We start from the raw sequence: 23,506 nt of genomic DNA, 5'->3' as shown, positions 1-23,506 counted from the left end.
GTGAAGGTTCTTCTTTTATTTATTAGGGGGAGAGAAATGATTTCAGCATTAATAGAAGCTCTAATAGGATCTATTAGTTTAAGTACGGGTTTACACACGAAAAAGATTGATGCTAACATACTTTACTTGCAGCAGTATGAATGGTTTCGAATGATATATGAAGACGAGAAGTATCGAAAGTTATTTATTATGAACTACAAAGTTCGCTCATATTTACAAAGTAAGTTAAGAGTACGATTGCTCGTAAAAAATAAAAATGCACAACGAAGATTTTTAAAATTAGTAGAAGAACAAATAGAAAAAAGGCATACGAATTGAAATTTTGTAAAATACAATAAAAAATGAGAATTTGAGGTAGGCTTGTCAATAGCGTGAGACTATGGCACTATAAAGAAATGCTATACAAATTTTATTTATCGAGATGTAAACATCAATTTTGATTTTTACGTATAAATAATGAACGGAGGAAATGAATTTATGGCTACTTTACCAAATTGTCCAAAATGTAATTCAGAATATACGTATGAGGATGGCGTTCTTTTCGTATGTCCAGAATGTGCTCATGAGTGGGGCCAAGACGCAGAAGCTGAAAATAATGATGGTGCAAAAGTTGTAAAAGATGCGAACGGAAACGTTCTTCAAGATGGCGATGCAGTTACTGTTATTAAAGACTTAAAAGTAAAAGGAACTTCTTCAGTTGTGAAGATCGGTACGAAAGTAAAAAGTATCCGTCTAGTTGATGGCGATCACGATATCGATTGCAAAATCGACGGTTTCGGAGCTATGAAGTTAAAATCACAGTTCGTTAAGAAGGCGTAAGACAATAAAAAGAGGAGGCGAATAGCCTCCTCTTTTTATTATGTCACTTTTTGTCGGTAAATCGATATTTCGTACAAAATCGTTGATATATTCTGAGTTATGATAGATATATTTGAAAAATCGTTGATATATTGCAAGTTATGATAGATATATTGAAAAAATCGTTAATATAATTTCATTCATCGCGAACTACGCACGATTCACCGTGCACCATAGTCAATTTCTTTCAACTGACATCGCTTATTAAAGAACGTTTTATATCCAAGCTGTAAAAAGATAATGACAGCAAAGGCAGTACTTCCTGAAATACCGAGTATGATAGCGATTTGATATTGAATGGCTGTGAATGGTGATACACCGGATAATATTTGACCAGTCATCATGCCTGGTAAGCTTATAATCCCCATTCCGACCATAGAATTAATTGTTGGTAAAATAGCAGAATCAAAAGCGTCTCGAATGAGCGGAGCAGCAGCTTCTTTCGGTGTTGCTCCGAGCATAAGTGCACCTTCAATTTGACCTCTTTGCGACTTCATATTGTTTAAGAACGTATTTGCGCCGAGAGAAACACCAGTCATGGCATTCCCAACTAGCATTCCTGTAATAGGGACGATATATTGCGGAGCATACCAAGGGTCATGACCGATAATAACGAAGATAAATAGTAGAAGTGGCCCAATTGATCCGGCGACCATGGAAAGGGCGGCTACTCGTTTTAATTCTTTAGACATCGGGATGTTAACTCGTTTATAAATATTAAAAATTGCAAAGGTAGTAATAGAAGTAATGAGAGCAATTGTATAAAATGGATTACTGTTTTCAAATACGTATGTAAGGACATATGCAACAAGTACGAGCTGAATGGTCATACGGAATGTTGCGAGCGCGATTTGTTTTTCGCGAGGTATTCCTTTTAATTTTACAAGTCCAATTAAAATAAGAATAAAAATATAAGCAGCTGCAAGTTGCCAAATTTGGAGTTCAATAACGCCCTTCAACAGAGAGCACTTCCTTTCTAGTTGCACCGTTTGCTTTACTAATCTCAATAATGTCGTCTGCAATTTCTTCTGGAAGTTGTTGTGAGTGTGTGATGAAGATAATTGTTTTTTTCTTTTTTCGTGCTAGTTCAGTAAATTGTTTCATAACGCGGCGTTCTGTATCACTGTCTAATGCTGAAGTTGGTTCATCTAATAAATAGACAGGCGGATCCATAAGTACGATACGTGAAAAGGCAAGTCTTTGTTTTTCACCGCCGGATAATGAGGAGGCGCTATCTTCTAATTGCTTGTCTAAGCTAACGGTTTGTAGTGCGCTCCGCAGGGCATCATCATTTGGAAATGGTTTTTCAGAAAGACGAAGTCCCATTAATAGATTTTCTTTAACGGTTCCATCAAAAAGAGGTGGAGTTTGCCCAAGCATAACTACGTCACGACGTAATTGAATAGGCGGATAATCAGAAATTAACTTTCCGTTATATTCAATTGTGCCGGATGTTGGAGATTGTAAATCGTTTAACATGCGAAGCAATGTGCTTTTTCCGCTTCCGCTTTCACCGATAATGCAAGTGATCTTTTCTTTTTGAATCTGTAAATAAGGAATGTGTAGTATATCTTTATATATAACGTCTTTTAATATAAACATAAATCGCTCCTTTCTGATTCTAGTTATATCGTATCAAAAAAGAGGGGGAAATGGTTATAACGAACAACGTTTTTTCTGCGTCTTGAGTTTTATTAATAAGTTAAGTAAACGATCTAATTCTTGGCTGAAAGAAATCACTTTATCATGAGTGAATCCGTATCGTTCAACGAGATAGATTAACTCTTTCTTTTTCGCTTCTATTCGATTGTTTAGTTTCGATAAGTTCATAAGTGGAATGTAATGCCTCCTACAAAAGTATTTATAACATAAAAAATAAGACCGAATGAATTCGGTCTTCAAGGAAATAATAAAACAACTTACAAATAGCATACACTGTTTATCAATAGTTTTTAATATAAAAATGAAAAATAAATCATTATACATATTGAGAAAGATGTGTCTGATAATTTTTAAAAACTGATGCAAAGAAGCTGCCTACATAGTAGACAGCCTGTAAAGTATTAACCTTTATGATATTTGTACATCCAAAGAAGGCCGGATTTTAATAATCTTGGTACACGTCCCATTAACGGTTGATTTGCGAGTAAACCGAATCCATGCTTCTTACCAAGAGATCCTAGAACACCTTTTAATTTAATAACAGGTAGTTCATCAGGGAGTGGTTCATTATTCCAACGTTTTAATAATATTTGGACAATTTGTTCTCCTTGACCTTCAGCAAGTTGGGCAGATGGTGCATGTGGAAGTGCTGCGCAATCTCCTACAACGTAAACGTGCTCGTTGTTTGGAATATTGTGATATTTCGTTAAGACAACCCGTCCGCTACCATCTTGTTCAACTGGAAGGTTTCGAACAACTTCATTTGCTTGAATACCAGCTGTCCAGACAATTGCATCACATTCAAGTGGTTCATCGTGATTATACACAATATTTGGTTCCACTTTTGTAATGTTAGAGTTTCTTATAATATTAACTTTATGTTTTACGAACCATTCTTCTACGTATCTACTTAATTTCTCTGGATACGGGAATAAAATTCTATCTTTTCGATCAAATAAATAGATTTTTAAATCAGAACGGCTTTCGCGAAGTTCACTTGCAACTTCCACACCACTTAAGCCAGCACCAACGACAGCTACTGTTGCATTTGGTTCTAGACTATTTAATTGTTCATATGTTTTACGTGTTTGTTCAATTGATTGTAGACTATGTGTATATTCCTTCGCCCCAGGAACGTTATGATATTTATCTTCACAGCCAAGTCCGATAATTAAATCATCATATTGGATTGCTTCGCCGCCATCGAGATGAACCGCTTTTTCTTCGAGGTCAATATTTGTTATTGTGCCGTATTGAATATTGAGGCGTGGGTGCTCAGGAAACGGTATACGAATATGCGTTTCTGAAATAGTACCCGCAACTAATGCATAATATTCAGTTTTGAAGCAATGATATGGTACTTTGTCGATTAATGTCACTTGTACATCATCTGGAAGTTGGTTGCTTGGAAGTAGCCTTTGTAGAATTCTCATTCCACCGTAGCCGCCACCTAGTATTACGAGGTGTTTCATGATGGATTACCCCTTTTCTGTTGAAATATCCCCTAATCATAAAATTTTATATTAATAAAATATTTTGACTTTACTCAATCAAATTATATCGAATTTGTGAACAAATAACAATGCATGAATGAATACTCTGTTGTACAATAAGAAGAAAAGTAAAGTAAACTGTTTTGCCTTTTTAGTTACTATTTCATTGCAAGTAGCATGTTATATAAAATAAAATCATCTACTTTGAAGTGAAATAGTGAAGTAACTAAATAGTTTAGGATGTATAACGAAAACAACAAGAGACAGCTTAGTTTTCTTCTTATAGATGAAGTCAGAAGGTAATTTGTTTTGTAGTACAGGGGGGAGAATTTTGATTAAACCATTAATTGAATTTTGTGTAGGTAACCTTGCAAGTGGTTCACAAGCAGCTCTAGAAAAATTAGAAAAAGATCCGAATTTAGATGTAATGGAGTATGGTTGTCTAGGGTATTGTGGTATTTGTTTTGAAGGACCGTTTGCACTTGTAAATGGTGAAGTTGTACAAGGTGCAACAGTAGAAGAGCTTGTTAATAATGTATATGAGTATTTGGATGAAAATCCAATGTTTTAAGGTGTTGCGAATGAGCAACGCCTTTTTCATTTTATTTTAGATAAAACGTTATTTTGGAGGGTAGTTTAATACTATAGATAAATAAAAAAAGGCCCTTTTTAGAAGGGCTTTTTTCTTACACAATGTGTGTAAGAGTGGCTCATCGCCAAACGTTGTCAAATATGAGAAACGGGGGACATTCATATTGTGTTCTAAAAGCATGCATTCTATACTTAAAATAACAAATTATTTTTGGAGTGAATACAAATGAGCCAATTTTCTTTTACAAAAATGCATGGTCTTGGCAATAGTTATATATATGTAAATATGTTTGAAGAGCAAATTCCTGAAGAAGATTTAGCTCTTGTGGCGGAAAAGGTTTCAAATATTAATACTGGTATTGGAGCAGACGGAATGATTTTAATTTGTCCGTCTGATGTAGCTCCGGTGAAAATGCGTATGTTTAATAATGATGGATCAGAAGGAAAGAGCTGTGGTAATGGTTTGCGCTGCGTAGCGAAATATGCGTATGAGCATAAACTAGTAGAGGAAACAGTTTTCACAATTGAAACGTTAGCTGGCATTGTAACGGCTGAAGTAACAGTAGAAGATGGTTTCGTGACATTAGCGAAAATCGATATGGGAGCACCGCGTCTAACACGTGCAGAAATACCGATGCTCGGTGAAGGTGAAACACCATTTATTCGTGAAAACTTCTTATATAATAATCATCGTTATGCATTTACGGCTGTTTCAATGGGGAACCCGCACGCGGTTATTTTTGTTGAGGATGTAGAGAAGGCACCTCTTACAACACTTGGTCCAGTTCTTGAGACACATGAAATGTTCCCAGAGCGAGTGAATGTTGAATTTATCGAGATTTTAAACGATGAAGAAATGAATTTCCGCGTTTGGGAACGTGGTTCAGGTGTAACGCAAGCTTGCGGAACAGGGGCATGCGCTGCCGTTGTAGCTGCTATTTTGAATGGGAAGATGGAACGTGGTAAAGAAATTACCGTTCATTTAGCTGGCGGCGATTTAATGATTGCGTGGACAGAAGAAGGAAACGTGTTAATGAAAGGACCTGCGGAAGTAATTTGCCGCGGAGTGTATGAGTACAAGATAGAAGCGTAAAGATGTATAATAGAATGAGAACAGAAAGGATGGTGTATTTCATGATTGAAGTAACAGAACAAGCAGCTTTTCAAATTAAAGATATGTTAAAAGATGCTGAAGATGGAGAGAAGTACGTGCGCCTTGCTGTACATGGCGGCGGATGTACTGGCCTTTCTTACGGCTTAGGATTTGAAGTAGAACCAAAAGAAGACGACACAGTTCTTGAGTTTTTCGGTGTTGAATTTGTTATCGATACAGAAAGTGCTCCAATTGTTAAAGGAGTAAAAATTGATTATAAACAATCTATGCTTGGTGGCGGATTCACAATCGACAATCCAAACGCAATCGCATCATGCGGATGTGGATCATCTTTCCGTACAGCGACGAATGCTGGTACGCCAGAAGAGTGCTAAGGTTTTAGCCGAAATAGAAAAAGACCTTTTTAGCGATGGAATAAAATCGTTAAGGAGGTCTTTTCTTTTGCCGTAAAAGCCCGATTACCAAGGCTAATCAATATTTCACTTTATTTTTGCATAGATGCAAGTATCAGTTAGTTGTTTGCCGTCAGCTGAAAAATCTTCATTACGTAATATCCCTTCAAGTTCAAAGCCTAGTTTTTCAGGGAGTGCACGACTTTTCGTGTTATTACATTCACATCGTATTTCAATCCTTCTAAATTTGAATAACTGAAATCCAAGGTTTGTTAACGCACTTACTGTTTCTGTCATATATCCACTGCCACTAAATTGCGTGTTAATCCAGTATCCAATTTCACATTTAGAAACCTTCCAATCAATTCGATGAAGGCTAGCTGTTCCAACAAAATCATTCGTCTCTTTATGATAGATAAGATAGCGAAAGCTTTCTCTTTTCAAAAAATCTATATGTGCATTTCTCAGAAGAATTTCCGTTTCTTCAACAGTAGGAATGGACTGAAATAAAGACAACCATTGCTTTAATTCATTAATGGAATCTTTAATAGCTTGTTGTACTATATCCCCTTCACCAGCTTGAAGTGGTGCTCGAAGAATGAGTCTGTCTGTTTCTATTTGTAACGGAACATCTAATAAAATAGGGTTCATATCATTTCTCCTCTCGAAAACTTTAAATTAGGACAGAATGAAACTTGTATCATAAAAAACTTTCACCCAAAAGAAATAATTCTGGGGGACGAGAGTTGCAATTTATAATAAATGAATTGAAAAATACTTTATCTCACTAATAGAAAATCACGTCACAGCATCACTATTAGTTATTATAGAACTGTGCGAAGTACAGGAATATAGTAAGGCTTATCTCTCATAAAGGAACCTCTCAAAAACGAGTAAACAATAAATATATATTCAATTCATCATTTAGAAATCCCTTTTCATATATTGAAAACTAAACTATCAGTTGGTACAGCAACATTAGGTTGTTAAACTAATGAATAGGTTAATTGAATAAGAAATTATTATTTTTTAACCTGCTTTAAATTGAACGCATAATTCACGATTGATTATCTAAACGCAATCGCATCATGCAGATTTGGATCACTTTTCCGTACAGCGATGAATGCTGGTAAGCCAGAAGAATGCTAAGTTTTTAGCGATAGAATAAAATCGTTAGAAAGGTCTTTTCTTTTGGCGTTAAAACAGAAAATGCATGCAAAGTGATTTTTAAATTAAATTTTAATGTTATTATATGTGGAATATATGATAAAAATTGTTAATTCGAGTTTCATATTGTTCGTTTCGGAAAATATTATGCAACAGAAATGTAAATGAATAGAAGAAATATACTATTTATTAGTTATATTTAATGTTAATATTTGTAACGAAGATGATTGGTGAGGGCTGATTAAAGTTTCACTTTATATAAAAAAGGTGCATGAGAGAGAAGGCTATAGCAAATTGTATAGAACTGAATAGTTCCGTATTAATTTAAATACGTTGATTACTAAATATTAAAAAATACCGGGGGGATTAGAGTGAAGTCATTTAAGAAAGTACTTATAGTAGGGATGGCGTTGACTACAGTATCGATTTTGGGAGCTTGTTCTAGCGATACAGACGTATTAACAAAAGTAGGAGCAAAGCAACCAGCGAAGGCGGAAGGTGACGTATTAAAAGATCAGAAGAAAACACCTATGACTACGAGTAAACGTGAAAGTATTAAAAATGAGGACGCTCCATCATCACAGAAGCGTTATATTTCTCATGATGAATCTCAAAAGATTGAGGAAGGTATGACGTATACGGATATTCTTAATACGATTGACTACGGTGGTGAGAACATAAAATATTATAATAACAATGAAAAACGCGTATTTTATACTGAAAAAGATACGGATGGTACATATGAAATTATGGTTGAATTAAATACATATGGTTACGTTGTGAATATTGAACGTACTGCTATAAAGGATACAGATAAAGATAAAGGTAAAGGTAAGGAGAATCGGGTATCTACGAAACGTATTGAAGAGCCTGTAAAGGAATATGAAGAAAAAAACGATCGTGTACCGTGGTATAAAGATGTAAATAACAATTCGGCAGCAGTAAGTTACAATCAATATTTGAAAATAAAAAAAGGTATGCCCGCGAATCAGGTAAAAGCTGCAATTGGACAGCCACATGTGATTGAGAAATATAAATCTTATTCAGTATATGACTATACTGGTTATGGTGGAGAAGGATCATTACGTGTAATCTTTGAACCGAATGGAACTGTTACGGATGTAGTGGAAGACGGTTTACCACGATAATAAATTAGTTACGGGAAGAGTTGTAGTAAAGTTGTCTTTGATTTTATAAAGTTTTTGGGAGCATCTCCGAATATAGGTGAAAAAATAATTCTCTTAGCCATGTTAACTATAGTATTAGTATTTACCGAAGTTTCTTCCAAATTCAATAGCGTTATTGTGGATGTTGTTTTCGTATTATTTTTGTTGATATATACCGCAGTAGGGCAGCGATTGTAACTGGACGTAAAAGGACGCGGAGGAGTAGCAGCTTCCTTTTGAAAGAAGGAGGAAAATATGATGGAGGATATTTTTGAATTCATAGGGAGATACGTAATTAAACCTATTATTAATTTAGTAAGATATCTTGTAATAGAGATTATAATTGAGGGCGTAATAAACGGTATAAGGAAATTACGTGATAAGTGGCGAAATTGGCGTGAAAGACGTTATTGGCGGTAGTGTAGCTGAGGAGCGTGCGAAACAAAAACGTTATACAGAAGTTATGAAGAAGTTTAATGAAATGATAGCAAACCACCCGCATTTAGAATCTGTACTCGTTCCAATTGGTGATGGAATGACAATTTCTAAAGTGAAGAAATAATTATTATCTTACAAAAGTGTAATGTTCATGTCATGTTTTTGAATTTCTTCTTTAAGCTCTGGGCTTTAAGATAAGAATATAAGAAAAAACATATGAGGTGAAGGAAATGAAAAGATACATTGCACTATTTAGTATTTTAGTTGTATTCGCAAGCTTGTTAGTTGGTTGTGATTTAAACCGTATGGGTAAAGATGAGTACTACGTTCAAATTACAGTAGATGGAAAAGAAGTTCATAGTAAAGCTGATAATGGTCAAAAATTTAAAGATTATGAATATAAGTTGACTGGCTTTGATAAAGACGGTAAAGAGAAAGAATTAGAATTTACAGCTCAAAAAAATCTTCGTAAAGAAGCATTCCTACGCGTATATCACTCAGATAAAAAAGGTGTATCAGCTTGGGAAGAAGTAAAGAAAGACGAGCTTCCAGCGAAAGTGAAAGAAAAATTAGGCGTGAAATAAGACAGATAGAAAAGGAATTGACGAACAGGGTCAATTCCTTTTTTTGCTTTCAAATTCTTCTTCTGAAATGACTTTAAATCCGTGTCTTTTAAATAAAGCAGTAGTTACCCCGTAACCAGTTTGCTTATTGCCATTAAATTCACCAGTGTAAATCGTAGAACTGCCACAAGATGGACTACGTTCCTTTAAAATAATATATTCTGGGTGTAAATTTTTAATTTGTTCTAATGCTTTATAAGCACCATTTACGAAAGCTTCTGTGACATCTTCACCATCTTTTGTCATCACTTTCGCTTTTCCGTCCAAAACGTCGTCGCCATTCCCGCCAATAATTTCAGCAGAAGGACGAGGTGTTGGCAGTCCTCCTAATACTTCAGGACAAATGAGGACTGTATCTTCTTTTTGTAGTAGCTCCTCTATTTTTGAAACGAGATTGTCATTTCCGTCATATCGACAAGCTATACCACCTAAACAAGCGCTAATTACGATCATATTTTCATCTCCATTAAAAAAATATTAAATTCCACGCCAAATTCTCTTCCTGCCTCTTACTTATAAATGAGGTGATATAAATGGGAAGCTTATATAATTTAATGAAACCATACAGTGAATTTCGAAGTAAAGAAGAGTTTAATACATATCAAAAACAAGTTTTGAAGTGCTATCGATTTCAATTGAATAAAACGGATGCTACCATTATTCATTTTTTAGGAAAGTATGCGGTGAATGAGAAACAAAAAACAGTAGGAGTCGCCTGTCCGTTAATGGAGACGATTGCGAAGAATGTTGGAAAGAGTATTCGTACAGTACGCCGTTCAATTGCAAAGTTAGAGGAACTAGGAATTATAAAGCGTGTTGCAACAAAAGAAAGACATAAGCGCGGTGGGTATAGTGCGAACTTATATATTTTTCTTATATCTGCAATTGACCGCATGGATGACCGTATGAAAATGTCCGCATGTGAAAGTGAGGATTATACAGCTGGCTGTAACGGAAAGGAGCCAAAATCCGAGGGAGAAACAATTCTTTCTAAAAACATTCCACAAATAAAAGAGAAAAGAAAAATAACGTACGAGCTTGATGAGACGTATTGCCGTCATGATATACCGAAGCCTTTTATATACGCACTGGTACCGATGACGAGTAATCCGAAGAAAATTAATATATTTTGGAGTAAGGTCGAGCTTGCGTATAAAAAGAGCGGGTTACTAGAGCAAGGTGTTTTACTAGAGCAGATATTAGCTGATGAAGAAGTGTATGGAAATTTCATTTGGCGAGTGAAGAGTGTTGTGAGAGCTTATAAATATGGGGAAATCCGTAAAAATGTGAAGGCACTTTTATATAGTACAGTGCGAGATTTATTTTTAGAGGTTGGATTAGAATGGGGAGCAGCTGTGAGGAGAAGTAAGGGGATAGCGTTATTTGATCCATTTAAAAAGGAGCCATGCGTATAATACATGACTCCAAGTAGCTAGTCGAACTTTCTTACAACTGGAACACGAATCGCTACAAATAGTACGAAGACGATAACAGCAATTGCACCGCTTTTCATAACGGTTACGATTGGAATTCCCATTGCAAGTGCGATTGATGTGAATGCATAAGAGAGCGGGATAAAGCCCATTGATGATAGCATAAGTAAGCTCATTACGCGTCCCATCATTTCCTCTTTTACTGTCGATTGAATCATCGCCATAAGCGGAACGATAGCCATTGCAATTGTAATACCATAAAACATGCCGGCTAATAATGCTTGCCAAAGTACGGTGCTAAAGTTGATGGATAAGAAGAATACACCAGACAGTAGCATCATGATAATGCAAAATAGTCCGCGTCTACGATTAATATTTTTTAAACCGACAATGATAGCGCCTATTGCCATTCCGCCGCCTACAGATGCTTCTAAGTAACTGAAATGGAGCGAGTCACCGTGCAGAACATTTTTAACGAAAAGCGGGAAACCGACTTGCATCGGACCAATTAAAAATAAATTTAAAAAGGCGCTACAAAGAAGGAAAGTTGAAAGGAATGGCGATTCCTTTACATATAAGATTCCTTCTTTAATGGAAGTGAACATACCTTTATCTGTATCTTTTAGTTCTGGCATCGTAAATTGTATTTTTTGAACGAGTATGGCTGCGACAATCAGTAATAAAATTGTAATAGAAAATATTGTCTCGTAGTTTGTAAATTTGATCAGAATTCCGCCAAGTACAGGGCCTAAGATGACTGATGCTTGGTTCGTCATTTGTGTAAGTGAATTCGCTTGTGTTAACCGGCTTTTTTCTACCAATTCAGGTAAGATAGATCCATCTGCTGACCAGAAGAAAGCATCAGCAAGTCCAAAGAATAAAGCGAATAAAGCAAATGTATATAGTGTTACATCACCAACGATAAACCATGTGAGAATGGTTGCGACAAGAATCGCTCGAATAATATTGGAGTAAAACATAATGTTTTTTTTCGGGAATTTATCAGCTACAGCGCCGCCGATAATCATAAAAATAAGCCTTGGAACACTAAGAGCTACGAAAACAACACCGAGTGAAGCTTCAAGGTTTAATGTTTTTGCTATGTACCACGTTTGTGAAAAAGTAAAAAAGGCTAAAGCAAAGCTTGAAAAAAGAGTAGCTGCCCAAAGAAAAAGGAAATTCGTATTTTTTAATAACGGTTTTCCGCTTCCTTCTAAAGCAGTTTTATTTTGTTGTAGTTCCTCCATATTACTTCCTTTCTATGTGACAAATTTAAACTAAAAAACCAGTAAACGCCCGATTGGTGAGGGCTAATACTCAATGGGAGATGCCCTCCGCTGAGTATAGTTTCACTTTATACAGTTTCTAATATTTCTATACTGCACTTTCTCATTGTAGACAATAATAATGGATTTGCCCAGTAGCTATTTAACGACAAAAAAAGATGCCGAATGGGCATCTTTTTTTAGGCTAACGCAATATAAATATCCAATTGTGCATGATTTGGGTCTAATGCTCTTTCGTCATAAAGCTCAAAGTCTGTTGTGAAGGCACGTTTATTTTCTTTCGACCATTGCCAAATATATTCCCAAGCTTCGCAAACGACTTCAGCAACTGGTCCCTTTCTCGTTGTAAATACAGCATATGTAGCAGCAGGTATTGTTAAAGTTGTCATATTTTCAGGAACGTCTTCTAATGAAGAAACGGGCATACCGATTGTAAATGTATATGTACCAGTTTCATCTGATTCGTAGTTGGAGTAGAAAGCGAATGTTTCTTTCGTTTGTTGATTTGGGATGTGATGCATCATTTGTTCTTGAAAGTATTTGTTCCAAAGCCCGGGGATTTTTCCTTCAGGAGATGCCTCTATTTCATTAGTTGTCGTAACCGAAACGCCGATTGCTTGGAAAGCTTCTTTTTTTACGATAATGGGTTCGTTTATCATTACAAATTCCTCCTTTAAAATAAGAACATACGTTCTTTAATAATGTAACATATTTTTACATGTAACGGTTATTGTTTTTTGAAAATTTTAATCATAAACAACAAACTGAAATAACTAAAAAATGGTAAAAATTCTATTGTATGTATGAATAGGTTAGGGAGTATGTTAAGATTTTTATGTATCCTTTAACTGTTATATAAGCCTATACAGTAGAACGTTTTTACTATATTAAAAATGGTAAAGGTTTGTATAAGTGTCCGATATATCTTCTATTTTTGATAAATTAAAATAGTAATATTCTATGAGATTTATATTGTTGATATTGGGATTTCAACGATATATTTTCATAGGTCGGATTGTTGCGAGTGGATATATATTGCTATGTAAGGCTACGAAATTAAGTAGACGGATAGCAAGTATATAGAAAGGAGAAAGGTAGAAAATATGAAGCAAGTATTGAAGTGTTTTAATGTCGTAACGATGATCACACTTCTCCTATCCATCATATTGCCTTCACCCAGTGCTTTTGCTACAGAGATAAATAAAAAAAGCTGGGATGAGTTACAAGGAAATGATGTGAAAATTAAGGCAGAGCAAGTAAATGCTGAAATATATAAGGGAGAAGTAGCGGAGAGGGAGCACGTATTTCAATATACGATTGAAAATACGGGAGCTACACCAATTCAAGAATTGGTGCTTAAACAAAATAATGAAAATGAAATTACGTTCCCTTCGCAATCCGTGAAAGTAAACGGAGAGAAGTTACCTGAAAATAAGGTAGCGGATTTCTATGTAGAGGAAAAAGATAAGGGAGGAAAGGTTCTTTCTTCTAATCTTAAAATTAAAGATTTAAAATCACATGAAAAAATGACTGTGTTAATAAAAGCTCGTCGTGCACAACATTTTAATAAAGAGTATAAGCAAAAAATTAGTGTGCAAAAGGATCAACTACAAATAGGAAACATGTCTGTAGATGTTGAAGGGATTCCTTCTGAAGACAAGGTTGAAGCTAATACCGATGATGAGGCTGACAGTAGTAAGAAAGAAATCGGATCACCAGCTGATGCTAAATCAAAAGAAGTGGATGGAAAATTAAAAGTATCTGCAGGAGATAAAAATAAACCTACAGCGAACACGGAACTAGTGAAGCAGCCAGTAGATAAAGATGAGAAGAAACTAGAAAAAGAAGCGGAAAATCAGAGCGATGCAAAAGTACAAGCTGCATCAGAGAATGCTTCGAAGGTTCAAATGCAAACAGGGGATAAGCAAGGATTTGGAGATCCACTGTATTCTACAATTACTGCTGGTAATTTAGTACAGACTGGCAATGTAACACTTGGTTTGACGACTGATCATTATGGCAGACAAAGTATGGGTTATAAAACGAATAAAATGACTGTGGACGTTGATAACGATGATAGTATTTTTAATTCGTCAACAGGTGCATTTCCTAATATTCCTGCCGGAAGTAAAGTGAAAAAGGCTTACTTATTCTGGACAGCAGCAATGGGGTTACCAGGAAATATTGCTGATAGAAAGGTTACCGAGGATCAAGTAAGGCAACCAGTCAAAATGAAAATGGGAAATAAAGAATATGCAGATGTAACTGCTGATAGCATACGAAAAGCGGATTACCTACCTTATATTTCTAATTACTCAGGTAGTGGCGCAGGATATGTTGCGTATGCAGATGTAACAAATGTAATTGCACAGCAAGGGATTTCACAAACGTTGACAGTTGCAAATGTGCCACAAATTAAAGATGTAACAGGTGGCGGCTATTACTGGGGTAACTGGAATCTTATATTAGTTTATGAAAACTATAAAGAAACAGTAAAAGACATGAAGATTTGGGAAGGGCTAGTCTCTCAAAAAAGTACAGCCTGGACAGATATTAGTGTTAATAAAATAAACACACCAAAAGAAGGTGCTTTTAAGGCGAAATTTAGTTATTTTTCATCGCAAGGTGACCCAGCTGAGAAAGATGGATATGCATATGATTATGGAGAATATGATTTTGGTGCTGGATATATAAAGATAAAAAATATTAACGGTAAAGACAATGATGCGAATGATTCGTCTATGACAGAAGTACAAGTAGACGGTACTAACGAGTTTGTTACGAAAAAATATCCAGGATATAACCCGGATTGGACAAATTCATTCAGTACTGACATTCATACGTATCATCTTGAAGGACCTACTCAAGTAAAAAATGATTTAAAAGAAGCAAAAATGCGTTTTAGAGCAAATGGTGGCGGTGGTGATATTTACGTATTAAATAACGCTACATTCGTTACAGAACATAATGCTCCAAACTTACAAGTTGATAAAAAGGCATTAGATAGTGCCGGTAAAGAAGTTAAGGAAATTAAATCTGGTGAAGAGTTTACGTATCAAATTGAAGTGAAAAATGATACGAAAAATAACCAAGCACCTGTATCTAATGTAAAAGGTTTTGATAAATTAGATGATCGTTTAGAGTATGTTCCGGGGTCTATACAATATATTTCTGGAAGTAATAAAGGAAATAAAACAGATAATGCAAGCGATGATGAAGCAGAGTTTGTAAATAATCAAATTGATTTCCGTATTGGTGAAGGGGCAGATGCTAAAGACGGCGGTGTTTTAAAACCTGGTGAAAGTGCCATTATTACATTTAAAGTAAAAGTGAAAGCTTCTGTACAATCAGATACAACAATAAAAAATATCGTTGCTGTAAAGGGAAAAGATAGTACCGAGGTAAATTATGAAACTACAGATGATGCAAATGTTACGGTTACGCTTCCGAAAGAAGTTCCGGGAGAAATAGAGGCAAGAAAAATAGCTTCTAATAAAACACCGAAGCTAGGTGACGAGGTAGAGTATCGTATTACATTTAAAAATAAGACAAAAGATGGACGTCTAGATGTATTGACAATTGAAGACGAATTACCAAGTAGTCTTGAATACGTGAAAGATAGCTTGAAAGCAGAAGGTGCAAAACCAGAGCCAGTAGAGCTGAAGTTTGAAAATGGTAAAGTAATTGCAAAGTATCCAGAAATTATGGATATGGAAGAAAGAAGTATCGTCTTTAAAACAAAAGTAAAAGAAACTGCAAAAATTGGTGAAGAAATTGTTAATAAAGCAACCGTTAGTGATAAAACAAATCCACCAAAGGATTTAGAAGAGAAGATTACACCACACCATAAGGCCGGTAAAATTGCTGCAAAGAAAAAAGCAACAAATAAAAAGCCGAAGCTAGGAGAAGAAGTTGAATATCAAATTAGCTTCAAAAATACGGTGGAAAACGGAAAACTAGATGCAGTTACAATAGAAGATGAAATTCCAGCTAACTTAGAATTTGTTCAAGGTAGTGAGAGAGCTGAAGGTGCTGAACCAAATCCAGTAGAGTTAAAAGTAGAAAATGGTAAGGTAATCGCAAAATATCCAGAGATTACGGATACAAAAGAGCGAAGCATTTCCTTTAAAGTGAAAGTAAAAGAAGAGGCAAAAGCCGGAGAAACGATTGTTAATAAAGCGGTTGTGAGTGAGCCAAATGGACAAACTGAGCATCCAGAAGAAAAGATTACGCCGGATTATAAATACGGTAAAGTGGATGTTGAAAAAAGCGTAACGAATCAAACACCAAAACTAGGAGAAGAAGTGGAATACCGAATTACATTTTATAATACGGTAGAAAACGGAAAACTAGAAAAGGTGCTAGTAGAAGATACACTACCTAAAGGTGTTGAATACGTGAAAGATAGTTTGAAAGCTGAAGGTATAAACCCAGAGCCAGTAGAACTAAAAGTGGAAGACGGCAAAGTAATGGCAAAGTATCCAGAAATTACGGATACAGAAAAAAGAAGTATTGTCTTTAAAGTGAAAGTAAAAGATTCGGCAAAAGTAGGGGAGGTAATTGTAAATAAAGCAATTGCAAAAGATCCGAAAAATGAGCCTGCTGAATCGAAGGTTGTTATTACACCACAAAGTAAAAAAGGTGAAATTGCTGCTACAAAGGTAGTTAATAATAAGAAACCGAAGCTAGGCGAGGAAATCGAGTACCGCATTAGTTTTCATAATACGGTTGAGAACGGAAAACTAGAAGAGGTGCGAGTGGAAGATACAATTCCAAAAAGTCTTGAATATGTAGAAAATAGTATCAAGGCCGAAGGAGAAGCACCTGGACCAGTAGAATTAGCTGTTGAAAATGGAATAGTCAAAGCTAAGTATATCGATATTATGGATATGAAAGAAAGAAGTATCGTCTTTAAAGTAAAGGTGAAGGAAGAAGCAAAAGTAGATAAAGAGATTGTCAATAAAGCAATTGTTGATGATACGAAAAATCCACCGATTGAGCCGGAAGAAAGAATTACTCCGCAATATAAGGATGGAATAATTGATTCGAAGAAGACAGTAGATAATCCATCACCAAAACTAGGAGAAGAAGTAGAATACCGAATTAGCTTTAAAAATACGGTAGAAAGCGGAAAACTAGAAAAGGTAACGATAGAGGATATAATTCCTAACGGTTTAGAGTATGTAAAAGGCAGTGAAAAGGCTGAAGGTGATAAACCAGCTCCATTAAAGTTAAGTGTGAAAGATGGAAAAGTCATTGCTGAATACGAAAATATTACGGATATGAAAGAAAGAAGTATTGTCTTTAAGGTAAAGGTGAAGGAAGAAGCGGAAGTAGGTAAGGAAATCATTAATAAGGCAATTGTTGATGATATGAAACATCCGAAAGAACCAGAAGCAAAAATTACACCATTACACAAAGATGGAAAAATTAAAGCGAAGAAAAGCGTAAATAATGAAACACCGAAGTTAGGAGAAGAAGTAGAATACCGAATTAGTATGAAAAATACGGTTAAGTACGGAAAGCTAACAGACGTGATAATAGAGGATACTCTACCAGAAGGTTTAGAGTATGTAGAAAATAGTTTGAAAGCAGAAGGTGCCGGAACAGATTCAGTAGAGCTGAAATTTGAAAATGGTAAGGTAATGGCAAAATATCCAGAAATTATGGATACAGAAGAAAGAAGTATCGTTTTTAAAGTGAAAGTAAAAGAAGGAGTAACAGTCGGTAAAAAAATCATTAATAAAGCAACTATTGATGATTCGCAAAATAAGCCAGTTAATCCGACTGCGGAAATTATTCCTCAGTATAAAGATGGAAAACTTGAAGCGAAAAAGATGGTAAATAATGAAACGCCGAAGTTAGGAGAAGAAGTGGAATACCGAATCAGCTTTAAAAATACGGTAGAACATGGAAAGCTAACAGAGGTAAAGATAGAAGATGATTTACCAAATGGATTAGAGTATGTGAAAGATAGTGTAAAAGCAGTAGGTGCTAAGCCAGCTCCAGTGGAATTGAAATTTGAAAACGGTAAGGTAATGGCAAAGTATCCTGAGATTACAGATACAAAAGAGAGAAGTATTACCTTTAAAGTGAAAGTAAAAGGTAAAGTGAGCGATTCGATTGTTAATGAAGCGATTGTGAGCGATACGAAACATCCGCCAGAAACACCGACAGCAGAAATTATTCCGCAACATAAAGACGGAAAAGTGAAAGCGAAGAAGACGGTAAATAATGAAACGCCGAAGTTAGGAGAAGAAGTAGAATACCGAATTAGTATGAAAAACACGGTAGAAGACGGAAAACTAGCAGAGGTGAAAATAGAAGATACTTTACCAGAAGGTGTAGAATATGTAGAAAATAGTGTAAAAGCAGAAGGTTCTAAGCCGGATCCAGTAGAATTGAAATTTGAAAATGGTAAGGTAATGGCGAAGTATCCAGAGATTACGGATACAGAAGAAAGAGGTATCACTTTTAAAGTGAAAGTAAAAGATGAAGTGAAAGTCGGTAAAAAAATCGTCAATAAAGCAATTATTGATGATACGAAAAATGAGCCAGAAACACCGACGGCAGAAATTACTCCACAGCATAAAGATGGAAAAGTAGAAGCGAAGAAAACGGTAAATAATGAAACGCCGAAGTTAGGAGAAGAAGTAGAATACCGAATTAGTTTTAAAAACACGGTAGAAAACGGAAAGCTAGCAGAGGTAAAAATAGAAGACGATTTACCAAATGGATTAGAGTATGTGAAAGATAGTTTACGAGCAGAAGGATCTAAGCCGAATCCGGTAAAACTGAAAGTGAAAGATGGCAAAGTAATCGCAAAGTATCCAGAAATTATGGATATAGAAGAAAGAAGTATCGTCTTTAAAGCGAAAGTAAAAGAAAAATTTAAAGTTGGTGAAGGCATTGTCAATAAAGTAGTTGTTGATGATACAAAAGATCCAACAACTTCAGAAGTAACAATTACGCCAGAATATAAAGACGGTAAGCTTAAAGCAGAGAAATTTGTAAACAATAAAAAACCGAAATTAGGAGAAGAAGTAGAATACCGAATTAGTTTTAAAAACACGGTAGAAAACGGAAAACTAGTAGAGGTTAAAGTAGAAGATGAAATTCCAGCTGGATTAGAGTACGTGGAGAACAGTTTACAAGCAGAAGGTTCTAAACCAAGTCCGGTAGAATTGAAATTTGAAAACGGCAAAGTAATGGCAAAGTATCTAGAAATTGCGGATACAAAAGAAAGAAGTATTATTTTTAAAGTGAAAGTAAAAGAAGAGGCAGAAATAGGCAAGGAGATTGTTAATAAAGCGATTGTAGTAGATACAAAAAATGAGCCAGAAGAGCCTCATGTGGAAATTACTCCGCAATATAAAGATGGTAAAATTGCTGCGCAGAAAGTAGCCAATAATCATAAACCGAAACTCGGAGAAGAAGTAGAATATCGAATTAGTTTTAAAAACACGATAGAAAATGGAAAACTAGCAGAGGTAAATATAAAGGATGCCTTACCAAATGGTTTAGAGTATGTAGAAGGCAGCATCACAGCAGAAGGTTCTAAACCGAAACCAGTAGAGCTACAGGTGAAAAATAATAAAGTAATGGCAAAGTATCCAGAAATTACAGATACAGAGGAAAGAAGTATTGTCTTTAAAGCGAAGGTAAAAGAAAGCGCAAAAGTGGGAGAAGAAATCGTAAATGAGGCAATTGTAGATGATACAAAGAATCTACCAGAAGAGCCTTATGTACCGATTACACCACAATATAAAGATGGAAAAATTGAGGCAAGAAAAGAAGTAAGTAATCGTGAACCGAAGTTAGGTGAGGAAATCGAATATCGAATTATTTTTAATAATACGGTGAAAGATGGGAAACTAGTAGAGGTAAAGATAGAAGATAAAATTCCAGCTGGATTAGAGTTTGTAGAAGGAAGCGAAAAGGCTGAAGGTGAAGAGCCAAAACCAGTGGAGTTGAAAGTAGAAAATGGTAAGGTAATGGCAAAGTATTCAGAGATTATGGATACGAAAGAAAGAAGTATCGTCTTTAAAGTGAAGGTGAAAGATTCGGTTACAATAGGTAAGGACATTACAAATAAAGCGATTATCCACGTTGATGATCCGAACCACCCTATAACTGAACCGACAGCGAAAATTACACCGCAATATAAAGACGGTAAAATTGCTGCTCATAAAAAGGTGAATAATCATAAACCGAAGCTAGGTGAGGAAATCGAATACCGAATTTCATTTAATAATACGGTGAAAGATGGACAGCTGGCAGAGGTGAAAATTGAGGATGAAATTCCGTCTGGTTTAGAGTATGTGAAAAATAGTCTAAAAGCAGAAGGTGATAAGCCAGCCCCAGTAGAGTTGAAAGAAGAAGCTGGTAAGGTTAGTGCGAAGTATGAAAATATCACTGACATGAAAGAAAGAAGTATTATCTTTAAAGTGAAGGTGAAAGATTCTGTTGAAGTGGACAAAGCAATTGTAAATAAAGCAATTGTTGATGATACAAAAAATCCACCAGAGCGACCGGAAGTAGATATTACACCGCAGCATAAAGCTGGTAAATTTAAAGCTGATAAAAAGGTAAGCAAAAAAGATCCAAAGCTAGGAGAAGAAGTAGAGTACCGAATTAGTTTTAAAAATACGGTAGAAAACGGAAAACTAGCAGAAGTGAAAATTGAGGATCAATTACCAACTGGCTTAGAATATGTGAAGGATAGTTTAAAATCAGAAGGTAATGAGCCAGCGCCAGTAGAGTTAAAAGAAGAAGCTGGTAAGGTTAGTGCGAAGTATGAAAATATTACTGATACAGCTGAGCGTAGTATTCGCTTTAAGGTAAAAGTAACGGAAGCAGTAAAAGTCGGTAAGAAAATCGTGAATACGGCAATTGTGGATGATGATAATCCGAAGAATCCGCCGCAAAAACCAGAAGCGATTATTACGCCGGAGTATAAGGACGGAAAACTAAAAGCTGAGAAAACAGTAAATAATCCAGCTCCAAAATTAGGAGAAGAAGTAGAGTATCGAATTACTTTCCGTAACGTAGTAGAGCATGGAAAAGTAGCGAAGGTGAAGATTAAGGATGAATTACCAGCTGGCTTAGAGTTTGTAGAAGGTAGTGAAAGAGCCGAGGGAGAGAATCCGAAACCGTTGTATGTGAAAGTGAAAAACAGCACAGTACTCGCAGAATATCCAGAAATTACGGATACGAAAGAAAGAAGCATCGTCTTTAAAGTAAAAGTGAAAGAAAAAGCTAAAATTGGCGAAGCGATTGTGAATACGGCGGTTGTGGAAGATACTATAAATCCACCAGAGAAACCAAATGTCGCTATACAGCCTCAACATAAAGATGGTGCATTACAAGCAGAAAAAACAGTAAGCAATCATGAACCGAAGTTAGGAGAAGAAGTAGAATATCGAATTAGCTTTGAAAATACGGTAGAAAATGGAAAACTAACTGAGGTAAAAGTAGAAGATAAAATTCCAGCCGGTTTAGAATACGTACAGGATAGTATAAAGTCTGATGGGCCGGAACCAAATCCAGTAGAACTTAAAGTTGAGAATGGAAAAGTAACAGCAAAGTATCCAGAAATTACGGATACGAAAAAAAGAAGTATCATCTTTAAAGCGAAAGTACAAGAAACGGTACAAGTAGGAAAAGAAATTATAAACAAGGCGGTTGTGGATGATAATAATCCGACAAATCCACCGGTTGAGTCACTTGTACCAATTACACCGCAATATAAAGATGGGAAACTAGAGGCAAGGAAAGAAGTAAGTAATCATGAACCAAAGTTAGGGGAAGAAATCGAATATCGAATTACTTTTAACGGCATAGTAGATGGCGGGAAGTTAGTTGATGTAAAGATTGAAGATGAAATTCCGTCTGGTTTAGAGTATGTGAAAGATAGTCTGAAGGCTGTAGGTGATAAGCCTGTACCAACAGAACTTAAAGTTGAGAATGGAAAAGTAACAGTGAAGTATCCAGAAATTACGGATACGAAAGAAAGAAGTATCATCTTTAAAGTAAAGGTAAAAGAATCAGTAAAAGTTGGAGAGGAAATAACAAATAAAGCGATTATTCACGTAGATGATCCAAATCATCCAGTTATGGAACCGACAGCGACAATAAAGCCAGAATATAAAGATGGTAAGGTAAAAGCAACGAAGACAGTAAGTAATAAAGAACCGAAGCTAGGAGAAGAAATCGAATACCGAATTAGCTTTGAAAATACGGTAGAAAACGGAAAAATAGCAGAGGTAAAGATAGAAGATGAAATTCCAGCCGGTTTAGAGTACGTGCAAGATAGTATTCGATTTGAAGGGGCTGAACCAAATCCAGTAGAGTTAAAAATGGAGTTTAGAAAAGTAATAGCGAAGTATCTAGAAATTACAGATACGAAAGAACGTAGTATTATTTTTAAAGCGAAGGTAAAAGCAGCACCAAGTAAAGGGATAACAAATAGAGCGACAGTGGACGATAGAATAAATCCACCACTTGAGCCTACAGTTACAATTTTACCGAAAACAAAAGAAGATTTTAAGATACCAGAAGATCCGAAAGAGCCGAAAGATCCGAAAGAACCAGAAGTGAAACCGGAAGATCCGAAAGAACCGAAAGATCCGAAAGAACCAGAGGTGAAACCGGAAGATCCGAAAGAACCGAAAGATCCGAAAGAACCGAAGGAGCCAGAAGTGAAACCGGAAGATCCGAAAGAACCGAAGGAGCCAGAAGTGAAACCGGAAGATCCGAAAGAACCGAAGGAGCCAGAAGTGAAACCGGAAGACCCGAAAGAGCCGAAGGAGCCAGAAGTGAAACCAGAAGACCCGAAAGAGCCGAAGGAGCCAGAAGTGAAACCGGAGGATCCGAAAGAGCCGAAGGAGCCAGAAGTGAAACCGGAAGATCCGAAAGAGCCGAAGGAGCCAGAAGTGAAACCAGAGGATCCGAAAGAGCCGAAGGAGCCAGAAGTGAAACCAGAGGATCCGAAAGAACCGAAGGAGCCAGAAGTGAAACCGGAGGAACCGAAAGAACCGAAGGAGCCAAAAGTGAAACCGGAAGACCCGAAAGATCTGAAGAAACCGGAAGTAAGACTGGAAAAGTTAAATAAAGACCCGCAAGTAAAAGTAGAAAAAGAATTACCGAAAACAGGGGCAGCACATCCATGGATGATGTCAGTTGGTGCGGGAATTTCATTCTTAGTTGGCGGAGTGTTATTCGTATTAGGTAGAAGAAGAAAACAATAATTTTTGTAGACGAAAAGCACACTGAGTTCGATAG

At 35.9% G+C, this 23,506-nt stretch carries 18 protein-coding genes and 2 pseudogenes; 12 read left to right on the top strand and 8 right to left on the bottom strand.

Annotated features, from left to right (window positions below):
* The first annotated feature begins 36 nt into the window (after window positions 1-36).
* Both ACW0JX_RS24200 and phnA read left to right on the top strand, forming a co-directional pair.
* Window positions 37-318 (top strand): hypothetical protein, encoded by a 282-nt coding sequence (locus ACW0JX_RS24200; RefSeq protein ID WP_459245141.1) that lies wholly within the window; start codon window positions 37-39, stop codon window positions 316-318.
* A 159-nt stretch (window positions 319-477) separates the two neighbouring features.
* Window positions 478-819: an alkylphosphonate utilization operon protein PhnA gene (gene phnA, locus ACW0JX_RS24195; protein ID WP_000212735.1), complete on the top strand. Its 342-nt coding sequence runs from the start codon at window positions 478-480 to the stop codon at window positions 817-819.
* 200 nt (window positions 820-1,019) lie between these two features.
* On the opposite strand, the gene ACW0JX_RS24190 is transcribed toward phnA, so the two are convergent.
* The 4 genes from ACW0JX_RS24190 to ACW0JX_RS24175 all read right to left on the bottom strand — a co-directional run bounded on the left by ACW0JX_RS24190 (window position 1,020) and on the right by ACW0JX_RS24175 (window position 3,992).
* Window positions 1,020-1,817, bottom strand: coding sequence for an ABC transporter permease (locus tag ACW0JX_RS24190; RefSeq protein ID WP_000679254.1), 798 nt, complete (start codon window positions 1,815-1,817; stop codon window positions 1,020-1,022).
* Entirely contained in the window at window positions 1,801-2,460 is a 660-nt protein-coding gene (locus ACW0JX_RS24185; protein ID WP_459245140.1) for an ABC transporter ATP-binding protein, read from the bottom strand. Before ACW0JX_RS24185 ends, ACW0JX_RS24190 begins: the two co-directional genes overlap by 17 nt.
* A gap of 54 nt (window positions 2,461-2,514) precedes the next feature.
* Window positions 2,515-2,688: an aspartyl-phosphate phosphatase Spo0E family protein gene (locus ACW0JX_RS24180; protein WP_001054090.1), complete on the bottom strand. Its 174-nt coding sequence runs from the start codon at window positions 2,686-2,688 to the stop codon at window positions 2,515-2,517.
* 233 nt (window positions 2,689-2,921) lie between these two features.
* Entirely contained in the window at window positions 2,922-3,992 is a 1,071-nt protein-coding gene (locus tag ACW0JX_RS24175) for an NAD(P)/FAD-dependent oxidoreductase (RefSeq protein WP_000682065.1), read from the bottom strand.
* A 352-nt stretch (window positions 3,993-4,344) separates the two neighbouring features.
* Here ACW0JX_RS24175 and ACW0JX_RS24170 point away from each other — a divergent pair, with 352 nt between their 5' ends.
* From ACW0JX_RS24170 to ACW0JX_RS24160, 3 genes are all read left to right on the top strand, one after another.
* Window positions 4,345-4,584, top strand: a complete 240-nt coding sequence (locus tag ACW0JX_RS24170) for a YuzB family protein (protein WP_000595026.1) — start codon at window positions 4,345-4,347, stop codon at window positions 4,582-4,584.
* A 246-nt stretch (window positions 4,585-4,830) separates the two neighbouring features.
* Entirely contained in the window at window positions 4,831-5,697 is an 867-nt protein-coding gene (gene dapF / locus ACW0JX_RS24165; protein ID WP_000077392.1) for a diaminopimelate epimerase, read from the top strand.
* Between the two features lie 41 nt (window positions 5,698-5,738).
* Entirely contained in the window at window positions 5,739-6,092 is a 354-nt protein-coding gene (locus ACW0JX_RS24160; protein WP_053563443.1) for a HesB/IscA family protein, read from the top strand.
* A gap of 105 nt (window positions 6,093-6,197) precedes the next feature.
* Here ACW0JX_RS24160 and ACW0JX_RS24155 read toward each other — a convergent pair whose 3' ends face one another.
* Window positions 6,198-6,761, bottom strand: a complete 564-nt coding sequence (locus tag ACW0JX_RS24155; RefSeq protein ID WP_001068190.1) for a GNAT family N-acetyltransferase — start codon at window positions 6,759-6,761, stop codon at window positions 6,198-6,200.
* A gap of 405 nt (window positions 6,762-7,166) precedes the next feature.
* On the opposite strand from ACW0JX_RS24155, the pseudogene ACW0JX_RS24150 reads away from it, so the two are divergent.
* The 5 genes and pseudogenes from ACW0JX_RS24150 to ACW0JX_RS24130 form a co-directional block, all read left to right on the top strand.
* A pseudogene (locus tag ACW0JX_RS24150) lies at window positions 7,167-7,259 on the top strand (iron-sulfur cluster assembly accessory protein); the annotation flags it as partial.
* Window positions 7,260-7,648: 389 nt separating this feature from the next.
* Entirely contained in the window at window positions 7,649-8,425 is a 777-nt protein-coding gene (locus tag ACW0JX_RS24145; protein ID WP_459245139.1) for a hypothetical protein, read from the top strand.
* Window positions 8,426-8,524: 99 nt separating this feature from the next.
* Window positions 8,525-8,718 (top strand): annotated as a pseudogene (locus tag ACW0JX_RS24140) (hypothetical protein).
* 101 nt (window positions 8,719-8,819) lie between these two features.
* Window positions 8,820-9,005 (top strand): methyltransferase, encoded by a 186-nt coding sequence (locus tag ACW0JX_RS24135; RefSeq protein ID WP_459245138.1) that lies wholly within the window; start codon window positions 8,820-8,822, stop codon window positions 9,003-9,005.
* Window positions 9,006-9,111: 106 nt separating this feature from the next.
* The gene (locus ACW0JX_RS24130) at window positions 9,112-9,465 is read left to right on the top strand and encodes a YxeA family protein (protein ID WP_000833148.1); all 354 of its coding nucleotides are present in this window, start codon (window positions 9,112-9,114) and stop codon (window positions 9,463-9,465) included.
* 30 nt (window positions 9,466-9,495) lie between these two features.
* Here the strand turns inward: ACW0JX_RS24130 and ACW0JX_RS24125 are convergent, their stop codons facing one another.
* Window positions 9,496-9,957 (bottom strand): 2-thiouracil desulfurase family protein, encoded by a 462-nt coding sequence (locus ACW0JX_RS24125; RefSeq protein WP_000635489.1) that lies wholly within the window; start codon window positions 9,955-9,957, stop codon window positions 9,496-9,498.
* A gap of 80 nt (window positions 9,958-10,037) precedes the next feature.
* Here ACW0JX_RS24125 and ACW0JX_RS24120 point away from each other — a divergent pair, with 80 nt between their 5' ends.
* Window positions 10,038-10,919, top strand: coding sequence for a helix-turn-helix domain-containing protein (locus ACW0JX_RS24120; RefSeq protein WP_459245137.1), 882 nt, complete (start codon window positions 10,038-10,040; stop codon window positions 10,917-10,919).
* A gap of 17 nt (window positions 10,920-10,936) precedes the next feature.
* On the opposite strand, the gene ACW0JX_RS24115 is transcribed toward ACW0JX_RS24120, so the two are convergent.
* Window positions 10,937-12,184, bottom strand: coding sequence for an MFS transporter (locus ACW0JX_RS24115; RefSeq protein WP_157417389.1), 1,248 nt, complete (start codon window positions 12,182-12,184; stop codon window positions 10,937-10,939).
* A 218-nt stretch (window positions 12,185-12,402) separates the two neighbouring features.
* Window positions 12,403-12,882 carry a GyrI-like domain-containing protein gene (locus ACW0JX_RS24110; RefSeq protein WP_088346159.1) on the bottom strand — a complete coding sequence of 160 codons (480 nt, stop codon included), beginning with the start codon at window positions 12,880-12,882 and terminating at the stop codon, window positions 12,403-12,405.
* Between the two features lie 444 nt (window positions 12,883-13,326).
* On the opposite strand from ACW0JX_RS24110, the gene ACW0JX_RS24105 reads away from it, so the two are divergent.
* The gene (locus ACW0JX_RS24105; RefSeq protein ID WP_459245136.1) at window positions 13,327-23,472 is read left to right on the top strand and encodes an isopeptide-forming domain-containing fimbrial protein; all 10,146 of its coding nucleotides are present in this window, start codon (window positions 13,327-13,329) and stop codon (window positions 23,470-23,472) included.
* Window positions 23,473-23,506: the final 34 nt, after the last annotated feature.

It is taken from the genome of Bacillus sp. C-3-6 (assembly GCF_054509685.1).
The sequence above is the reverse complement of the archived record's forward strand: the minus strand, read 5'-3'. Positions and strand labels throughout refer to the sequence as shown.

Excerpts from the sequence above, each read along its gene's own strand:
- ACW0JX_RS24200 (WP_459245141.1), top strand. The coding sequence starts at position 37 with ATGATTTCAGCATTAATAGAAGCTCTAATAGGATCTATTAGTTTAAGT.
- phnA (WP_000212735.1), top strand. The coding sequence starts at position 478 with ATGGCTACTTTACCAAATTGTCCAAAATGTAATTCAGAATATACGTAT.
- ACW0JX_RS24185 (WP_459245140.1), bottom strand. The coding sequence starts at position 2,460 with ATGTTTATATTAAAAGACGTTATATATAAAGATATACTACACATTCCT.
- ACW0JX_RS24180 (WP_001054090.1), bottom strand. The coding sequence starts at position 2,688 with ATGAACTTATCGAAACTAAACAATCGAATAGAAGCGAAAAAGAAAGAG.
- ACW0JX_RS24175 (WP_000682065.1), bottom strand. The coding sequence starts at position 3,992 with ATGAAACACCTCGTAATACTAGGTGGCGGCTACGGTGGAATGAGAATT.
- dapF (WP_000077392.1), top strand. The coding sequence starts at position 4,831 with ATGAGCCAATTTTCTTTTACAAAAATGCATGGTCTTGGCAATAGTTAT.
- ACW0JX_RS24160 (WP_053563443.1), top strand. The coding sequence starts at position 5,739 with ATGATTGAAGTAACAGAACAAGCAGCTTTTCAAATTAAAGATATGTTA.
- ACW0JX_RS24155 (WP_001068190.1), bottom strand. The coding sequence starts at position 6,761 with ATGAACCCTATTTTATTAGATGTTCCGTTACAAATAGAAACAGACAGA.
- ACW0JX_RS24130 (WP_000833148.1), top strand. The coding sequence starts at position 9,112 with ATGAAAAGATACATTGCACTATTTAGTATTTTAGTTGTATTCGCAAGC.
- ACW0JX_RS24125 (WP_000635489.1), bottom strand. The coding sequence starts at position 9,957 with ATGATCGTAATTAGCGCTTGTTTAGGTGGTATAGCTTGTCGATATGAC.
- ACW0JX_RS24120 (WP_459245137.1), top strand. The coding sequence starts at position 10,038 with ATGGGAAGCTTATATAATTTAATGAAACCATACAGTGAATTTCGAAGT.
- ACW0JX_RS24115 (WP_157417389.1), bottom strand. The coding sequence starts at position 12,184 with ATGGAGGAACTACAACAAAATAAAACTGCTTTAGAAGGAAGCGGAAAA.
- ACW0JX_RS24110 (WP_088346159.1), bottom strand. The coding sequence starts at position 12,882 with ATGATAAACGAACCCATTATCGTAAAAAAAGAAGCTTTCCAAGCAATC.
- ACW0JX_RS24105 (WP_459245136.1), top strand. The coding sequence starts at position 13,327 with ATGAAGCAAGTATTGAAGTGTTTTAATGTCGTAACGATGATCACACTT.